This is a genomic window from Nostoc sp. DSM 114161, from assembly GCF_052692665.1.
In genome coordinates this window covers 3,413,404-3,431,964 of the sequence record NZ_CP195141.1, presented here as the reverse complement: position 1 = coordinate 3,431,964, position 18,561 = coordinate 3,413,404, and the positions used below count along the sequence as shown (strand labels likewise).

Here is an 18,561-nt window from a genome sequence, read left to right as displayed (position 1 = left end):
ATTGAAATTTAAAACTCCTTATCCTCTCTGCGTCTCTGCGCCTCTGCGTGAGAAAAATCATCCCGCATTTATGCAACGCCGAATATTTTTACGGTTAACTGAACCGGATTTAGGTAGAAACTCTATTTGAATTCTGAATTCTGATTAATTCCCTTCTTGATAGCGTTGTAGTTTTTCTGTAGTTTGAGGTAAACAGTGTGAATATAAACTACATCCTTCACAGCGTTTGGATTTGATAGCTTTCGGCATTGCGCCTGTAAATAGTAGTGTTTGTACAGCTTCAATAGTGGCGATCGCACTTTCACGTAATTCTTCAGAAATCTCCACTAATTGCCGTTTATGAGACTGTGCGTAGTAGATATAGCCAGTATTGATAACTTTACCTGTCATTTCTTCCAAACATAAAGCTTGAGCGCAAACTTGCAATTCATCGTTATCCCATTCGCCCTTATACCCTCGTTTGTATTCGATTGGATAAAATTCACCGTTTTCAGATTCAATTAAATCTGATTTACCTATTAGTTTGTATTTATCTGATTTCAACCAAATCGCTCTGATTTGCCAAGTATCTTCGCGGTTAATGTCTCCAGTTGTATGCACGCGATCGTGTAAACTTGTGCCTTCAATTGTGTATTGATTATCAATAAATTCTCCAGCACAAAACATTCGCCAACAGCGATGCGGACAGTAGCTATATTGATTTAACGCAGCAATAGGAACGTAATCACTTTCATTCATATCTTTGATTAACTATTTAAAAAACCAAAATTTAAAATGGTTATACTCGGCGTACCATTCCCATTCCCATCGTTGTTTTACGCCCCAAACCTGCGTATAATGCAAAGTCAGCCAAAGTATTAATTTGCTTAATTACCACGGCTTCAACATCTCCCAAAATCCGATAGCTAATGCTGCCAACGCAACCTATAAACTTACTTTCATAGTTGCTTATAACTTCGGTATTGATATTAAAAGCACTAGGAAAAATTGATTCAATAGCAAGGCTAGAAAATTCAATTCCACTGTATTTATTCCAACGATTCAAAAGACTGTTGAACACAGATTCTTTGATAGGGAGGACATTATCATACCCACCTTGACGGAAGGATACAGGTGTAGCGAAGGTGAAATTGAGAGTGCGATCGCTTTCGGATGCTTGCTCGTACAATTGTGTGTAACTGCAAGCATTAGCCCAAGGTTGCGTTGATTGCGGAGTACCTTGAATACTGGTAATATGTAAGTTTGCAGAACCCAAATGCCAAGGGCGATCGGGGTTAAGATTTAGCCAAAGTCCGGTTAGTTTACTAAATAAAGTGTCATCGAGTAGAGAAATACGCCACCAACAGGGAGTACCAGCCGGAATCGGTTTTTGATGGTTAAATTGCAACGTCTGGTGATGTTGTTTGTTTTGTCGTTGTATTTGCAATGGCGAGAGAGTGAAGGCTTTATCTGCGTTAGAAGAGTGCAGATAGTCTGCCAAGCTAGAATCAACAGAATTGATGAGAGTGAGAAATAGCGCGTGGTAGTGTCTCCCTGTTAGAAATTCCGGGTAAATGGGAGATTGGGGAATCAGGTTGAGGACGAGGCTGTGAGGCATGAAGAAATTAAAATGGTAGATGTAGGGTGGGCAATGCCCACCACTTGAAATTAAGCTTTAAATCTATACTGCATTTTTGCAGGTAAGCGCAATTTTTCAGTTTTGTTGGGATTATCGAATTCGTAATATTGCCCTTGGCTAATGCTGACATTTTGAATCAGACTCACCGGAGGCATATTTACCACATCGTAACTAACAACTTGATGAGTAAACATTACATCCAAAGGATTTAATGGGTAGGAAAAAGTGAAGTCACCTGTTTTTAATTCAATTTTGGTAACTTCTTGAATAGTGAGTTCAGCTTTACTCATCCATTTACCCAAGCGAATCCATTTTGGTAGCTTCAATTGGTTTTGAGAAATTATCAACAACTCAAATTGACTTTCAGGTGCAATTTCTTTTGCCCTACCAAAACTAGGAATATTTTTTTGCGTTTTCTCCATCTCTACATGGTAGTTATTGTTAGCATACTTCCAGGTATTGAGAACGGCAGTATGTTTAACTGCACGCGCAGGTGTTACATAAATTCCTTGTTGATTTAGCGGCGTTAAATGTGCCTCATATTTAGGAACTTGTTCGGGGCAGAAATAACGATAGGAATCTTCTTCACTAACAGTAGTAGAGTAAATTTCGCTATCCACTAACCCTAATGCGTAGCAAAGTGCGTAGTTGTGAATTACTGGTTCTGTTTCGTAAAGTCGTCCGATTTCACGAGTTGCATAATACAAACTGTCATGAAGTTCTAATTGACAGCAATAGATGATTGGCATAGCTATTATCCAGCCTTAGCAGCAGTTTTCTTTTTGCTGATGTGTTTGTTGGCGTATTCTTTAGCTTCCGCATCAGCTTTTTGTAAAATCGACTTGATTCCTGTTTCGCTACCTGTGAGAGCCTTCACTTCATTCAGCAAGGGTACAAAAGCATCGCCTATAAAGTCGGTATGAACGATAAATTCATCAGCCATTAAATTCTCAATTGCACTTTTAGCAGCAGTAATTACATCATCTTCATCTAAAGGTTCGGGAGAATTAATAGTTTTGTTTGACTGCATATTGTCGTATATTGCCTGAGTCCAACGCAAGTTACTAGTAATTTCTCCATCTGCAAAGACAACACCGATTAATTCGTTTCTTACGCGACCTGTACGGGTGGTTTGCGCTCCATAGTGACGAGTCCGCAGGATGTTATTAAAGACGTAAAGAAAACTAGCTTCAGTAGGGTCTTTTAGTGTGACAATACTAGGGAAGAAAACTTGCGGTCTGATGTGGTCTTGTTGGTTAATTCTGCTAGTAACTTCACCAGGTTTAGAACCATCTTCTCCCTTAGAAGCCATTGTCCCATTTTCATAAGGAGCGTTCAATGTAAAAGTTTCGTGTGATTCATCAAAAGCTGTAATTGAAAATGCTGTATCGACAACAACTTTAGATTTTTCAGAGCCAGAATCACCAATTGCAAAACCGTAAATAATGCAATCAGGATTATCCATTGCAAAATTAACGTTATATTCGCATTCTTTAGCAGTTATTAAGCCATAGTTACGCAGTAATTCACGACCAACTAAACGTTCTGGCGTTGATTGTTTGCGTTTGAACATTGATAGACGGCTAATTGTGGTTTTATCTTTTACTCCAGCCCTTACTCTTGCTTTATTTAGTTCTCCGTCTGTTTGAAATAGTGGATAAGATTCTGTGATACGAACCGTTAAAAAATGAGCATATTTACCCATCGGTTTGTAGGGAATTTCAGCTTGAAATAATTTGCTATCAACTGCTTTTAGCAATGCCATAATATGTCTCCAAAATGATGTTATCTGTACAAAAAGCTTCAAATATATTAGGGAGATAATGAGATATGATATTTATTCATTCTCATTTTCAGATTCAGGAATTTTTTCATTTTTTTCTAAGTTTTCTTTGTCGTCTTCTAGGCGGTAGAGGAATTCACAAGTATCTCGAATTAAGTTGAGTTGGCGGCCTGCCAAACGAGCGCGATCGCCTGCAAAAGATTTTTCAAACACCTCCACTACAAAATACCGTGCAAACTCTAAAACAGCCAGCCGTTCTTCTTCGCGTTTACTAATTATCCAGCGTCCCTCTGCTGTCGAAGAATGCACCCGATCCATTAGTTTAAAAACCTCTGCTGCAACTGCTGCAACTAAGGTTTCACCATGAAACACACTTAACTCAGCTTTAAGTATAGTTTCAGCTGCAATATCAATCGGTTTCAATACAGCATTAGACTTGGGATTATAACGCTTATTTGCTCTATAAAAACGGCGATAAAGTTCGGTTAATTTCTTAGGATGATTGAGATTTGATTCTTCTCCCACAATTAATTCCTCATTAGTATGGTCAAATTTTGTATAAGGGTCAAAACAAGGATAAAAATGATAGGCATAAAGCCGAATTTTTTCAATTCTGGCTGTTTCAACTCCCTGGTTACGTACCCAACGATTAAGATAAGAAAAAACATACAATGGACTAGTTTCAAAATCCTTTGCTAGTTCCGTAAATCTTCCCCAGTTGGCATCATAACCAGACTTTCCTTGTCGCGCATTCACATCTAAATGAATAGCGTAAGCAGCAGTAAGTACATTTAAAGGTGCTGGATATTCGATACTATTTTCTCGCCAACCTTCCAGAATGTAATCGAGACGAAATCTGTCTCTTCTTACCAAAGCGCGAAACGCATGAGGCGCACTATCAAGAAAAACGCTTTCTTCAAACTCAGCACCATCATTAAATGGTGGAATTGGCGACTCAGAAACTACAGTTTTCACATCCAAAATCATCGGGAAAGCAAATGCTAACCAGCTAGGCATTACCCAAGATTCTGTATCAGTGCTATCTCGTCCCGGTGGTAGCGCCATGAAGTAAAATGTTAAAGGTTGGTCTTCAGGATAGGAAAGCTTAAATGTGCGGTCTTTATCGTCTTCTAAGTTTTCATCAATCAAAAAACTATCCACACTTTGATAATCTCTCTTAGCCAAATGAGCTTGCAAATCCTTGGTAATAAAATGATTGCGAACGCTCGTATCAAAGCGAGTTTGAGCAATCCCACCATAAGCTTTTTGTAAAAACTTATTAGTTTCTGGTGTAAAATAATAAGTGGGATAAAAGTAGAGATAGCGATATTTACCATCTTCAAATCTTTTACCTACTGCTTGGGTTTGATTCATCAAAATTTGCCTGAGCATCATTTCTACACCCGCAATGCTAGAAATATTACGCTTGGCATTGGAACCACCCAACATTTGTTTATTTGTATAAACTTGGGGTGTAAATAAAACTGCTGATTCCATCTGCTCGGTTACTGTGTAAGCAGAATGAGAAATTGAACAAATTAATTGCCGTCCTCGTCCTGGTTTTTTAGCAGCATTGTAGTTATTTAATTCATTGAAAAAATTCTCAGTTTGAGTTTTGGGTAATGGCTGCTGATTTGCAGTTGGTAACATAACCACTCGTGTTACCCATTCTCTTAAATCATCCCAACCATCAGGTAACTCATATTGTGCAAGAATAGGAGAAATTAAGTTTGTCAAATAGTGAATAACTTGCTGACAATTTTCTCTGACAATTTCAATACCAGGATGTTTTTCCAGATATTTAGCTGCTAGATAATACCATTCATAAGGAACTCCGCCTGTATTTCCCTTTAACTTGTTTTCTTTCAGGCTTTCATTAATGCGCTGAATGTAGCGAATTTGGGGAAGATATTCTGTTAAATTCCAAAATTCAGCTACCTTATGAGTCAAATCTAAAGCAGGTACTTCTGGTAACTTTTTATCTTTTTTGCGAATAGCTTCAATACGGTTAACAGTTTCTTCCCAAATCTTCCGACTCACTAAATCACCAAACTCTGCAATTTGGTCAATGCGGATATCATCAGCAAAGTTAAAATCAAATTCACCTGGTAAAACTCCTTGTTGTTGAAACTTGACTAAATTTTCACTCCGGCTTTTAGCAACAGATGGTTTATTAGAATTTAAAATGCGTAATGTTGCATCTAAAGCCACTTCCATTAAGCCTGGACAATCAAAAAATAAGTTGTAATATTCGGCATATTTCATACCTTTACCATCTCGACCAAATCCTGTTTGTCTAAGCCGTAATTGCCCCGCACATAGAGATTTAATATTGTTAACTACAAGGTCTGGTAAATCTTTTGCTGAGATATGAGGAGCATTACGCGCAGCTAGATAAATTACACCTGTAGGCAGATAAAGTAAAGGTTCATAGTATGTATGTTCATCAGTATTCAAGCTAGTATAAGCTTGAATTACAGCATTATTTACCACATTAGTTAAAACACCCCGATTTTCAGCAATACGATGATAGGTAAATTGTAATTGCCCATCACTAAGACTATGCAGAATATCATTTAAGCCTCTATGTTCTGCATCTTGGGGATGTTTAATAACTGATGCAAGTAAATCAGCTAAACGAGTTAGATCGGATAAACTGCGAATAGTGCGGTCTTTAAGAACAGGATTTAGACCAAATTCAGAAAAATTCCAATTAGTATCCCAGCGACTTTGTGCATTGTAAGCCATACACAACAAATCATCGATATATTCTTTATACCCTTCGGGATGCTCTGGATTGATAAATTTATCTAGTCCTAATTGTTGAACTTTTTCTTCAACTATTTGGCGATGTTTTTCTAAAGGTAATTTGCGACATTCTTCAGGTGCATCAGGAAATTTTTCAAAGTCATGTAGAATAAATCCAGCAATTACTAATCGCCGTTCCCGTTCTTTCACTACTCGCCGGATGGTAGTATCGAGATTTTCTAATCGTTTCTCAATTAAATTTGCGGGAAATAAACCATTAAGTAAGTGAGTATTAAGTGATTGGTCAGCCGCGTTATCTCGCCTGACTTTACTTTTTCCGTCTGCTTCTCGCTTTTGGTCAATCTCATCAAAAAACTTACCACCTTTAGCAGTCACACCAATTGCTATTCGCAGCAAGTTTGGTAAAACATACTCGCCAAAATCCGCCATGACTTTATCGCCTGGATTTTGAGCCTGAATTGCTTCACGCAATAGCTTGAGTGTTAATAATTCACCTTCAGTTTCAATAGTCCGGTCTGAAGAGTCACCATCAAAACCAAAATTACCCGATAACCAATTATCATCATCAATCATTTTTTACCTCTAAACGAATGACCGAGTTATGAATTGAATAAATTTCTGCCACTATTGGTGGCAGTTTTTAAATCCGTATAACTGAGGACAACAAAATTTTGCAATTATTGCTTACAATTTGTCGTAGATTTTAAACAATTTAGAAAAACTAAATTATGAAAGCAGTTAATTTCTCGCACCAATGGTGCGAGTTTTTCATTTGTTGGATTTTAGCCATCATTTTCTGGCGGTCTAATTCTCACTCTGCCTAATTCCGCAGTTATAATTGCACCTGACGCTAATTCTTCACCGTAAAGCTGAAGTACTCGCAGACAAACAACTGATTGTTCTCTGGTAGTGAGATTAACTAAGCGTAAAATACCAGAGTGAGGATTACCTCGCACAATCGCTAACTCTCCAAAGTCTTTATCAAGCGTTACTAAAATTCGACCTTCACGGTACGCAGTTGCTAAAATCTCCTCATCACCGGGATCTTCTGGCCAGTCTCCACTCCAAACCACGTCATAGCCAGCAGCAAGTAAATTGGTACGCACCCCAAACCACACACAAGTATCTAGCAGTATTTTCACATCGCTTACTCTATCAATAACGGTTCAATTCGCTCATGACCGACTAGCCTCCGCGCATAAACTAAACAGGCTTGTACATCTTCCCGTTCTAACCAGGGGTAAGCTTCTAGCAAGGTTTCGATAGTATCTCCTGCTGCAAGCATCCCTAAAATATGTTCAACAGCGAGGCGACGACCGCGAATAATTGGTTTACCTCCAAAGATTTTGGGGTTGAATGTAATTCTTTCCAAAAGTTTTTGTTCGTTCATGACTGACCTCAAAAGATTTTGAAGTTTTTTCCTTCTAGGTAGGAGGACAGAGGGAAGCTTGACTAAAACTTACTGTCTTAAGATGTGGGCTTCTAAGTGACTTACTCAACCATCAGCCAAGCTTTTGGGGATCAAGACTGCTTACGCCTGAGCTTAATACCGCAAGCTGGTGCTTCCCTCTTGCAAGGGGATTCTCTAATTTAGCTAGAGATATCCCCAGTTCAGTTATCAAATCGGTTATGCTGCTAACAACCGATACTCATATTGGTTATGAGCAACCTTCCGTTTGTCAATAAAATAGCCTTTCTTGCGAGCTTCAAAGACCGTGTGTCCAAATCGCCAGCTAACTTTTGTAGCTAGTTCGTCGCTTGAATGCCATTTACCATCTTTGAGGACTGAAATCAGTCGCTCAAGATTTGTCAATTTAACAAGCATGATTATCACCTCCTTTCAAAATATTTGCCATAGAAATCTTTCAGCCCAAACTAGTTGTCATATAAGGGCTTCAGCGATTTATATAATCTGAAGCTACATAATGCGATAACTCTTGTCAAGCATTTTAATAAGTAATATATAAGCTCAGAGATATTCAACCATTATAAGCTTTGACGTATTCAACCAGCTTATCCCTATTAGGGATTGAAACAAATAGGTCTGTAATCCAATGTGCTTAAAAATCTAAGTCTTGATATATCTGACTATTTATGGAATTCTTGTATGTAGAAGGCTTAACGCGCACAAACAACAATTTATTAAAATCCCTATTAGGGATTGAAACGAATAAGTCTGTGCTTAAAACCGTAAGCTTTTTTCTGAAAAATAATCCCTATTAGGGATTGAAACCTCAAGCAACCCATATCTCATCTCCTTTGCTTTTAAATGTATAAGCAAGCGTATCCAGCAGTAGTGCAGAATGACCGAAAGCGATCGCATACGGCGCAGTAACATCATGAAAGCTGTACTGGTCGCTGATTGGGTAAATCTGAAAATGCATCGGTAGCCGCAGCCGCATCCGTACCTCTGCAACTGGGCGGCGAATCACATAACAAACCAAACCTTCTTTTTTCAGGTGTTTGTTAATTTCCCCAATCCAGTAGTTTTCAGGTTGCCAAATTTCCATACCTTTTAAAACCTGCACTTTCCAAGCGTCTGCTTTTGGCTGCAAGTCGCCTGAATAGGTAAATTTCCAGTTCAGCCGTTCCTCACGATAGGAACGCAACTTGATAAATGCCAGACAATGAGCAAATTTACCTTTGGCTATGGGTTGTCCGGTGCGTTTGGCGGTTTCTTGGAGTGTCCGTATAAACGCCGCTTCTGTCCACATTTCAATTTCTAAATTGCTTAAAATTCCCGGTAAATCATAGGTTTTAAATCTGTCTACTTCGTTTTTTTCTGTTAAATCGTAAATTCCGCATTGCAGAGGGCTAGAACCTCGAAAACTAGCAGCATCGTCAGCAATCGGATTTCCTGATTTACCTGAAAGTACTTGCCAATCTTTAGCCCATCCTTGAATACGTCCGGCTAGAGATTTTAAACTGGTTTCAAATACTGCTTCACAAGTTACTTGAAACTGCTCTCGGCTTTGGGCATACTGTTGTTTAATGGTGCGATCGCTTAATTTGTAAGCCAACCAAAATGATTGCACGGCACCCCAACGGCGATAGTAACCATGAAAATCATTGATTTGGCGATATTGCTCTTTAATGATGTTTTGCAGAGTGGGGCGATCGCAAATACTATTAACTCCTAAAGGTGGTGACTCCACCTGAAATAATCGCTCTACTAAAAAGTTAGGAACCAGAGCCAAAGCTCTAAATTTTTCAAACTTAATTAGATTGCCATTTTTCTCGTAGCCATCATGTCTACCCAAGCGTCCCAAACGCTGAATAAAATTACCTGTATCCGATGATTCAAAAATTAAAAAATTGATTTTAAAATCAACGCCAACATCAATAGTACTCGTGCCAAGAACTAAATCAGCAACTAAACTTAACTCTTTTTGCGCTTTTCCTGATAACCCTGTATTTTCTCCTACCGTCAAGCCATGAGGCTGCAAAAGTTCTTGAAAAAATGGAGTCAGGCGCTTGACTGCTGCGATGGAATTGAGAATAATTGCTCCCTTACTTCCTGGATACTGCTGAAACTGAGCCAAAATCAAATTACTATTTTCTCTTAACCAAGTTTCCGAAGCTTTAAGAGCAGGTTCTAAAGGAATAAAGTTCAATGAAATTGTTCGTGCTACTTGCCGCCATCCTTGCAATCGCAGTTCGTTTTCTTGTTCTACTGTATCAGGTAATTGATATTTATTTTTCTCTAACGGGTTAATTTCTTGACAGCGAAAACCTGCTGCTTGCAATCTGGTAATTAAATTTTTGTCTGGCGTTGCTGAAAGAAACAAAAACTTCTTCCGGCGGTTTGTACAGCGAATTAACAGCATTGTATTAATTACGCTAGCAATTTGAGGAGCTGCAAAAACATGGAATTCATCAAAGATAAATAAGTCAAAGTCTTTATCTATTCTTCCCCATAATTTATCCGGACTGTCACCAGGAATTATATAAGCACCTCGATGTAAGTAATGAAAAATATCAGGGTTAGTTAATAATGCTTCTCTTTGATTTGTGAGAGTTGCGATCGCTGCACTTTTTTTCAATCCTTCATTTTCAGCATAAATTTCTAAATCAGCGCCACTCAACCGCACTACACGCGGTTTATCTCTGGGTTGAAATTCTTCAATATATCCTTGAATTTGTATTTCTTGGTCGCGTGCCAATTCATTAGTTGGGTAAAGTCCAATAGCCGAAAATTCACCTTGAAGCACTTCTAAATAAGCAGCCAAGCTTTTACCATCACCAGTCATAGCAGTGTTGAATACTACATCAACATTTGGGTCTTGCAGTGCTTTGAAAGTTTCAACTTGATGCCAAGATAATGACCACCCATCAGGAATTTTCAAGCCTGATGGTGTCGCCACTGTCTGAGAATACACAGGCTTGAGAGTTATTGTGTAATCGTTGGACATACACTTAAATAGTGTCCGTAACTGGTTGTTAAAAACTATATTGGCACGCAAAATATAAATTGGCAAGAAAATACTGTATAAAGTGTCCGTATAAAATGAGTCGTAAAGGTCAATCGATAACTCTATCTCTGCGGGAACAGGATAAAACCGAATTAGAAAACCTGGCGCTGGAGTTTGGTATGATGTGGGGCGATCGCCCGAACATCTCCAAGCTAATAGAAGCGATCGCTCGCCATCAGTTAATTATTGGTAAAAATCATGACTGGTCAGAAGCGCGTATCCGTGCCATTGACCGCGCAATGCGTCTATTAACCGACAATGGGCAAAACGACCAAGCGCAGATACTAGCACAATTGTTACTCGAACGTAGCGAAATACCCATACCTCTACGTGCCGAAATCGAAAGTTTCTTAGGAAATTTAGCCCCACAGTGGCGTTTGGAAATTGACCGTTATATTCTACGCCAGCAAGCGTTTCAACTCAGTTATCAAGATGCCAGACAACAAGTATTTGATTTTACTGTTCGTTATGCCAAAGTTACACCTCACGAAAAGCGTCAATACTTAGATTGCTGGTGTGAAGAGACAGAGGGTAATTTTGATGTGAAAGAATTACACCATAATTGGAGTTTGCGTTTAGACCGTATTCAAGACGCTGCTGTTTTACCTGTTGCTGGTGATTGGCGTAGTACTGGGTTGGCAGAGATAGACGTAGAAATGCATCTACTGGGTAATTTAGGCTTTGCTTACCAAGCCAAACCGGAAGATAAGACAAATGAATGGCTACCAGATACGCAGCGAGTGAAACGAGTTGTTAGGCGTGTCTCTAGTACCTTCTGGTTTATTCGAGAAATCATGCAATACACTCCTGATTGTGTCATCGTTTCGCCAGAAAACGTCCAAGTACTCATACTGGAGAAACTTAAAACTCTCTGTCAGCATTACCAGCTAGAAGTTTCTTTGTAATGAGGGCATGGGGAGATGAAGGGATGGGGGGGTAGAGGAGCAGAGGAGAATAATTAAAAATCAATGCCTTTCCCTTTTTCCCTTTCCCCTTTCCCCTTTCCCAATGCCCAATGCCCCATGCCCCATGCCCAAATCAGCATATACTTTAAAGAAATGTGACATTTAATTGCGCTATTGTAAAAATCAGCTTTACATCAGTTGATTTATGAGCCAGTCTGAAGAGAACACTGCCCAAGCTACTGCTCTGACTAACCACGATCGCAAACCTATTTATAGACCTGGCTCTATTCAACCTCATGGCGTACTACTAGCACTCAATACCCAGCTAGAGATAGTACAAGTCAGCAATAATACCCAAGTATTTTTGGGTAAAGAGCCAGACGATTTGCTCGGTCAACCCCTCGGCTATTTGCTTGATGCCACAAAAGTGGAAGCTGTTAAGCAGTGCTTGGCGAAAAATATTGGTAGTTGTAGTGCATTTAAAGTATTAATCAACACTGCCAACGAGCAACAATATTTTGACGCTATTGTTCATCGCACACAAGAGGCTGTAATTGTCGAGCTACAACCAAGAGACTCAGAATCGGAGTTGAGTTTTTTGGGCTTTCACGATTTGGCGGGTGAAGCGATCGCCAAAATGCAAAGCACATCGAATCTGATAGAATTTTTGCACGTTGCAGCACAGAAACTCCAAGAAATCACTGGTTTTGATCGCGTGATGGTTTATCAATTTGACGAGTCCGGAGCCGGTTCTGTGGTTGCAGAAGTCAAACGAGAAGATTTATCACCTTATTTAGGACTTCACTATCCCGCTACAGATATTCCTGCCCCAGCTAAGGAATTATACACACGTTCGTTGGTGCGATTCATACCAGATTTGACTGTCGAACCTGTGAAGCTAGTTTCCACGGAAGATTCTACAACCGATTGGCATCTTGACTTAAGGTACTCTCTCCTACGAAGTTTTGATTCCTGCTGTATTGAATATCATCAAAACATGGGAGTGACGGCTCTGTTGGTGATTTCGCTGATTCAAGAGCAAAAGCTTTGGGGATTAATATCTTGCCATCATCAAACACCGAAGTATATTCCTTACGAAGTGCTGAAGATGTGCGAATTTTTGGCACAGATTGTTTCTTCAGAATTAGCGCACAAAATTAGTCATTCGGAATGGGACTATGAAGTAAAGCTCAAATCGCTACAATCTGAATTTCTCCAGTCGATTTCCCAAGCAGACAATTTTATCGATGCCCTCATCAAACCTGAAATCCGTTTATTGGATCTTGTCAGTGCTTCAGGAGCAGCGATTTGTCTGGATAATGAAGTTACCCTCGTGGGAGCAACACCAAATATTGACCAAGTGCGGGCGCTGATTGAATGGGCGGATACGCAAGTTCATGACAACTTGTTTTCCACTGATTCTTTGCCCAAACTTTACCCAGAGGCATTGATATTTAAAGATACTGCTAGCGGCTTGTTGCTGCTACGGATTTCTCAAGTCCGGCGCTATTACATCCTGTGGTTTCGTCCTGAAGTTATCCAAACGGTAAACTGGGCAGGTAATCCCAACGAATCGATTCAAACCCAGGCAGATGGTAGCCTGACTTTTTCTGTACGAAAATCTTTTGCTGCTTGGCAAGAAACAGTGAGATTAACTTCTTTACCTTGGAGGGCGTGCGAACTTGAAAGTGCTGTGAGTTTGAGAAATGCGATCGTTGGTATTGTACTTTCAAAAGCCGATGAGTTAGCCAAAATTAACTTAGAGTTAGAACGCAGCAATCAAGAACTAGCCTCTTTTGCCTACGCTGCTTCCCATGACCTCAAGGAACCTTTGCGAGGGATTTACAATTTTTCGACTGTGCTGCTAGAAGACTATGCCCAAATATTAGATGATGACGGCGTTGAGTGTTTGCAGACAGTAGTTTCCTTGTCTGTACGTATGGAAACACTGATTAATGCTTTGCTGCGGCTCTCCCAGTTAGGACAAGCACAACTACGAGAGCAAGCAACAGACCTCAACGAATTAGTCGCTCAAGTCATTGAAGTCTTTAATGCTAGTCGCCAAGACTCTGGGCTTATCGACATTCGCATTCCTCGACCTTTACCCATAGTTAACTGCGATCGCGTCCTTGTCAACGAAGTCTTCAGCAACCTGATTGGTAACGCCTTCAAATACAACGATAAAGCCGAAAAATGGGTGGAGATTGGCTACTTCTCTGGAGATGGGGAGCAGGGGAGCAGGGGAGCAGGGGAGCAGAGGAGAAGTTACAGCAGTCTTTCCCCTCCGCCCCTCTGCTCCTCCGCCCCTCTGCCTCCTCCCCATGCCCAATACCCAATCTTCTACGTCCGCGATAACGGTATTGGGATTCCAGAACATCATCTAGAAACTATCTTTCGCCTATTTAAGCGCCTGCACTCTCAGGAAAAATACGGCGGAGGTGCTGGTGCAGGACTAGCTATTGTTAAGAAAATTGTCGAGCTGCACAACGGTCAAATTTGGGTCGAATCTACCGTAGGTGTTGGCTCGATATTCTATTTTACGCTCGAATAGTTTAAGATAGTCTCCAAATATATATTTTTGTTAAGTTCTTTTAAGATCGCGAATGACAAAAAAACTTCATGAACCTCTGCTCGTTGTTGAGGACAGCAATGAAGATTTTCGGATGCTACAACGTCTGATGCGGCGCATGTCCGTCCAGAACCCCATACATCGTTGTACTAATGGGGATGAGGTTATAGAGTTCCTTTACCAACAAAGGAGCGATACCTACGACAAGGACGAAAAACCATGCAACTCTCAACTAGCATTACGACCCTCTGTAATCTTGCTCGATCTCAATTTGCCAGGTATTGATGGCCGTGACATCCTCACCCGGCTCAAGCAAGACAAGATTTTTAGGGAAATCCCCATCGTTGTTTTTACTACGTCATCGAACCCCAAGGATATTGAGTTGTGCTACCAAAAGGGCGCAAATGGATATCTAGTAAAGCCGATGGATGCTCAAGAACTAAAAAAGACGATTCAGGCTTTTGTAGACTACTGGCTTGAAGCGAATACGCCGCCTGTGTTGGATTAGTTTGTTTATTTTCCAATGATGAGGCAGTAAGGACAAAGGGATTACAAAGAGGACGGCTTGAAGGGCACACAGACATTTTCGTCTTTGAGTCACTGTTTTTGCTTGTCTGTCTGAGATTGGTTTTCCCCATTTTCCTGTTTTTCTTACTGCCTTGTAGTATTTGCGATCGCTTTAGAATTAGTAAAGAATTTAGTTTTTATTTATATTTATTTTATATTATTTTTAGAATTATGCAATAAACCACAATCTGGATAAAAGGGATCTACATAGCTCCCCGATCCTCATACTTAATATGTTGGACACATGGACGCTACTTATCATCGATGATTGTGCAGCAGATCGGAAAATCTATCGTCGATATCTTTTGAAAGATCCGCACCAGTCCTACCAAATTTTGGAGGCTGACTGTGCAGAAGAAGGACTTGCATTGTGCCAAAAAATACATTGCGATGTCATTCTGCTGGATTATTGTCTGCCCGATCGAAGTGGGTTAGAACTTTTCGACCAGATACAGCAAGAGATATTTAAGACTTCTGTACCTGTGATTATGTTGACAGGACGTGGTGATGAAGAAGTTGCTGTACAGGCGATGAAACGAGGTGCGCTGGATTATTTGGTCAAGCAACACCTGACACAAGATGTACTGCAACTAGCAGTCCGTAACGCCATCAAGCAATTATACTTGCAAGCTCAACTCAGTAAAAATCAGGAGCGACAGCGATTAATTGCTACAACTGCTCTGAGAATTCGCCAGTCTCTTAACCTAGAGCAAATTTTGAATACTGCTGTAGCGGAGGTGCAGCAACTTCTGAAATGCGATCGCGTGATGGTATATCAGTTTGCCACAGATAGAGATGGTAAAATAGTCGCCTCCTCAGTTGAGCCATACCGCACCGTAGCGCTGTGCGATCGCCGCGTCGGGACTGGGCACTGGGGACTGGGGGATGAGGGTACAACAGAGATCGGGCGGACAACAGGAATAACCTATCCCCAATCCCTAACCCCTCATATTTATGAGCTTGGCTTGTGCAATCATTTGAGCCTGAGAGAGCAATTGAACACTGAATCGAATCTGGTAGTTCCGATTAATCTCAGTAACAATGGAAATCCAACTCCCAAGCTTTGGGGTTTGTTGATTGCTCACCATAATTCTTACGAACGACAGTGGCAAGCTGATGATGCCCAGATGTTAAATGAAGTATCGGTGCAATTAGCTATTGCTATCCAACAGGCGGAATTGCTAGCTCAAACTCAAGCAGCCCTGGCAAAAGAAAAACAACTCAATGCATTTAAATCCCAAATTATTGGAACGGTTTCCCATGAGTATCGAACGCCCTTGACTTCAATTTTGGCTGCGGCATCGACTTTGGTAAAACATACCCAGCAACTTAATGAAGCTAAACAGCAAAAGTTTTTAGGAATTATTGAACAAAAAGCAAGGTACATGTCCAAACTTGTGGACAATATGCTTTTAGTTAATCAATTTGAACTAGAAAAACCCAAACCCAAGCCGATACAGCTCGATTTATTGCAATTTTTTTCCGATTTAATAGAACAAGAGCGAGAAACAGCAGGCGATCGCCACGAATTAATTTTTAAGATTACTGGTAATTATCATGGCTTTTGGGGCGATCGCGGGCTTTTACAGCAAATATTTAGTAACTTAATGTCCAATGCAATTAAGTATTCTCCAGATGGAGGTACTGTAGAGTTCCACCTGATTGGTAAAGAATCACAAGTCATTTTTTCCATCCAAGATTGGGGAATTGGTATCCCGATGGCAGAGCAAGAAAATTTATTTCAATCTTTCAGTCGGGCAAGTAACGTCGATACAATTCCTGGCACAGGTTTAGGGTTGGCGATCGCCAAAGCTTGTGTAGAGTTACATGGCGGTAACATCACTTTATCCAGTGAAGTAGGACAAGGAACTAAAGTTACAGTCACCTTACCGAAGCTTCTTCCAATAAATCAAGTATCTCCATCAGAAGAATTTAAGATTACAACTCCATGATACCAATATTGTGTTTTTAATCTCGAATTTCGATTTTAGTAATCAGCCATTCTTTGATTGTTTTTCCACAAGGTTCAGCACTTTGGCAATCATTGACATCTTCTATTTCGTAAAATAAATTGACATTTTTATTAACGTATTTATCTGGTTCGCAAACATCAAATGTCGCGCCAATGCCTTCATGTAATTTACCATTGCGATCGACAAGAGAAACATAGCATTTTAAATCCCCGTTTTGCATCTCTTTAATAGTACCAAAAGGCAGCTTATAATTTTTAATAGATGCCTGTTCGGATGCAATCGAATCATTAGTTGCTTTTGGATTTTTTTGCTGAGTTAGCTTTTCTGTATTGTCGGAATTCAATTTAGAATTACTTTGACTAGCTGTTACAGTATTGTCTCGATCGGTTTTATTTTCTTGAGAAGCAGTATTACTATTACCACAACTTACAGCCAAGATAGAACAAAGAAATAATGTAATAGTCAAGATTGTTTTTTTCATATTATTCATATTCATTGAATTGCGGCTTTTCGGACTGAGAATATAGGATAATTCATAACTCAAACAGGATTTATACCTAGCTTTGAAGCTAATCTAGTTTACTTCACTAACTTTAAATCTGCTGTATAATACAAAAATTAAATTATATTGATGTTTTAAACATTTATATAGACTTTAACAATTGGAAGTATTGATTTTGTGTTATCTCAAGGTTTTCTCAACTTAAACAAACCATTTGACTGGACTTCTCACGACTGTGTGGCGCGGGTGCGGAAATTGTTGCGCCTCAAACGCGTGGGACACGCAGGAACTTTAGATCCGGCAGCTACCGGAGTGTTACCCATCGCCTTTGGTAAAGCCACCAGATTATTACAATATTTACCAGAAAACAAAGCTTACAAAGCGACAATTCGCCTCGGCGTGCGTACCACAACCGATGATTTACAAGGTGAAATTATTAATTCTCAAGCTTGTGGGGAATTGAGTTTCGCACAAGTAAAAACTGCACTATCAAAATTCCAAGGCAAAATCGAACAAATTCCACCAAGTTACAGTGCAATTCAAGTGGATGGAAAACGCCTGTACGACTTAGCGCGTCAAGGTAAAACGGTGGAAGTTCCAGTGCGGACAGTGGAGATTTTTCAGATAGAAATTTTGGACTGGCGTCAAGGAGATTTTCCAGAATTGGATGTGGCGATCGCCTGCGGTAGTGGTACATATATTAGAGCGATCGCTCGTGACTTGGGTGAAATTTTAGAAACTGGTGGTACCCTTGCCGCTTTAATTCGTACCGAAAGCAGTGGTTTTCATTTAACAGATAGTCTCACCTTGACAGATTTAGAAACACAACTACAAGCCGGAACATTTCAACCCATTTCTGTTGATGCACCATTACAACATCTGTCATCTGTGACTTTACCACTAACATCTGCTAAAAAATGGTGTCAAGGTCAGCGAATTGCTTTAACTGTCGATGTTTCTGGAATAGTGCGAGTTTATGATGAAGAGATTCGCTTTTTAGGTATTGGAGAATTACAAAACGAAGTGTTGATCCCGCAAATGGTTTTTGAAGCGATTTCTTAAACTAAGTAAGTCGGCGCTAATATTTAAAGCTAAATAAAGAAATTTATTTAACTTTTATCTACAAAGTTCTGCAAAGCTGTCCTTAGTAAAACCACATATACTTATTAAAGTATTAAATAACACCAAACTAAATAATGTTTGCGACACATCAATTATCCGTAAGGGCACAACATTGTTGTGCCCCTACCCATCTGTCGCATTCTTTTTTCAAATTGGTATTAAATGCCTAGTTGACAAAAGCTTAAAAAAATCTGTTTTTTAAGCTTTTCAAGACGATTATGTGAAACTGAAGTTAAAATCTGCAAAAGGTTTAGGTTGCATCAATCAAAGCTAAATTACGC

Annotated in this window: 15 protein-coding genes; 5 read left to right on the top strand and 10 right to left on the bottom strand. The window is 39.8% G+C overall.

The features are described from left to right. Positions 1–144: 144 nt before the first annotated feature. The 9 genes from cas4 to cas3 all read right to left on the bottom strand — a co-directional run bounded on the left by cas4 (position 145) and on the right by cas3 (position 10,582). Positions 145–738, bottom strand: a complete 594-nt coding sequence (gene cas4 / locus NSTC745_RS15090) for a CRISPR-associated protein Cas4 (protein WP_445637861.1) — start codon at positions 736–738, stop codon at positions 145–147. 40 nt (positions 739–778) lie between these two features. Beyond that, on the bottom strand, positions 779–1,597 hold the full coding sequence (cas6, locus tag NSTC745_RS15085; RefSeq protein ID WP_445637860.1) for a CRISPR-associated endoribonuclease Cas6: 819 nt from the start codon (positions 1,595–1,597) through the stop codon (positions 779–781). Between the two features lie 50 nt (positions 1,598–1,647). Next, positions 1,648–2,367, bottom strand: a complete 720-nt coding sequence (gene cas5d, locus NSTC745_RS15080; protein WP_445637859.1) for a type I-D CRISPR-associated protein Cas5/Csc1 — start codon at positions 2,365–2,367, stop codon at positions 1,648–1,650. A 5-nt stretch (positions 2,368–2,372) separates the two neighbouring features. Then, positions 2,373–3,383, bottom strand: coding sequence for a type I-D CRISPR-associated protein Cas7/Csc2 (gene cas7d / locus NSTC745_RS15075; protein WP_445637858.1), 1,011 nt, complete (start codon positions 3,381–3,383; stop codon positions 2,373–2,375). A gap of 72 nt (positions 3,384–3,455) precedes the next feature. Further along, complete coding sequence (cas10d, locus tag NSTC745_RS15070) at positions 3,456–6,743, bottom strand: type I-D CRISPR-associated protein Cas10d/Csc3 (protein ID WP_445637857.1); 3,288 nt, start codon at positions 6,741–6,743, stop codon at positions 3,456–3,458. 209 nt (positions 6,744–6,952) lie between these two features. Next, positions 6,953–7,312 carry a DUF5615 family PIN-like protein gene (locus tag NSTC745_RS15065; RefSeq protein ID WP_445637856.1) on the bottom strand — a complete coding sequence of 120 codons (360 nt, stop codon included), beginning with the start codon at positions 7,310–7,312 and terminating at the stop codon, positions 6,953–6,955. Positions 7,313–7,317: 5 nt separating this feature from the next. Further along, entirely contained in the window at positions 7,318–7,560 is a 243-nt protein-coding gene (locus NSTC745_RS15060) for a DUF433 domain-containing protein (RefSeq protein WP_445637855.1), read from the bottom strand. 237 nt (positions 7,561–7,797) lie between these two features. Next, the gene (locus NSTC745_RS15055) at positions 7,798–7,995 is read right to left on the bottom strand and encodes a hypothetical protein (RefSeq protein ID WP_445637854.1); all 198 of its coding nucleotides are present in this window, start codon (positions 7,993–7,995) and stop codon (positions 7,798–7,800) included. 409 nt (positions 7,996–8,404) lie between these two features. Next, positions 8,405–10,582 (bottom strand): type I-D CRISPR-associated helicase Cas3', encoded by a 2,178-nt coding sequence (gene cas3, locus NSTC745_RS15050; protein WP_445637853.1) that lies wholly within the window; start codon positions 10,580–10,582, stop codon positions 8,405–8,407. A 95-nt stretch (positions 10,583–10,677) separates the two neighbouring features. Here cas3 and NSTC745_RS15045 point away from each other — a divergent pair, with 95 nt between their 5' ends. The 4 genes from NSTC745_RS15045 to NSTC745_RS15030 all read left to right on the top strand — a co-directional run bounded on the left by NSTC745_RS15045 (position 10,678) and on the right by NSTC745_RS15030 (position 16,635). Next, the gene (locus NSTC745_RS15045; RefSeq protein WP_445637852.1) at positions 10,678–11,547 is read left to right on the top strand and encodes a WYL domain-containing protein; all 870 of its coding nucleotides are present in this window, start codon (positions 10,678–10,680) and stop codon (positions 11,545–11,547) included. A gap of 205 nt (positions 11,548–11,752) precedes the next feature. Beyond that, positions 11,753–14,098, top strand: coding sequence for an ATP-binding protein (locus NSTC745_RS15040; protein WP_445637851.1), 2,346 nt, complete (start codon positions 11,753–11,755; stop codon positions 14,096–14,098). A 52-nt stretch (positions 14,099–14,150) separates the two neighbouring features. Beyond that, entirely contained in the window at positions 14,151–14,624 is a 474-nt protein-coding gene (locus NSTC745_RS15035; protein WP_096540663.1) for a response regulator, read from the top strand. Between the two features lie 292 nt (positions 14,625–14,916). After that, the gene (locus NSTC745_RS15030) at positions 14,917–16,635 is read left to right on the top strand and encodes an ATP-binding protein (protein ID WP_445637850.1); all 1,719 of its coding nucleotides are present in this window, start codon (positions 14,917–14,919) and stop codon (positions 16,633–16,635) included. 16 nt (positions 16,636–16,651) lie between these two features. Here NSTC745_RS15030 and NSTC745_RS15025 read toward each other — a convergent pair whose 3' ends face one another. Beyond that, entirely contained in the window at positions 16,652–17,137 is a 486-nt protein-coding gene (locus NSTC745_RS15025) for a hypothetical protein (RefSeq protein ID WP_445637849.1), read from the bottom strand. A gap of 198 nt (positions 17,138–17,335) precedes the next feature. Here NSTC745_RS15025 and truB point away from each other — a divergent pair, with 198 nt between their 5' ends. Then, on the top strand, positions 17,336–18,220 hold the full coding sequence (gene truB, locus NSTC745_RS15020; RefSeq protein WP_445637848.1) for a tRNA pseudouridine(55) synthase TruB: 885 nt from the start codon (positions 17,336–17,338) through the stop codon (positions 18,218–18,220). The last annotated feature ends 341 nt before the right edge of the window (positions 18,221–18,561 follow it).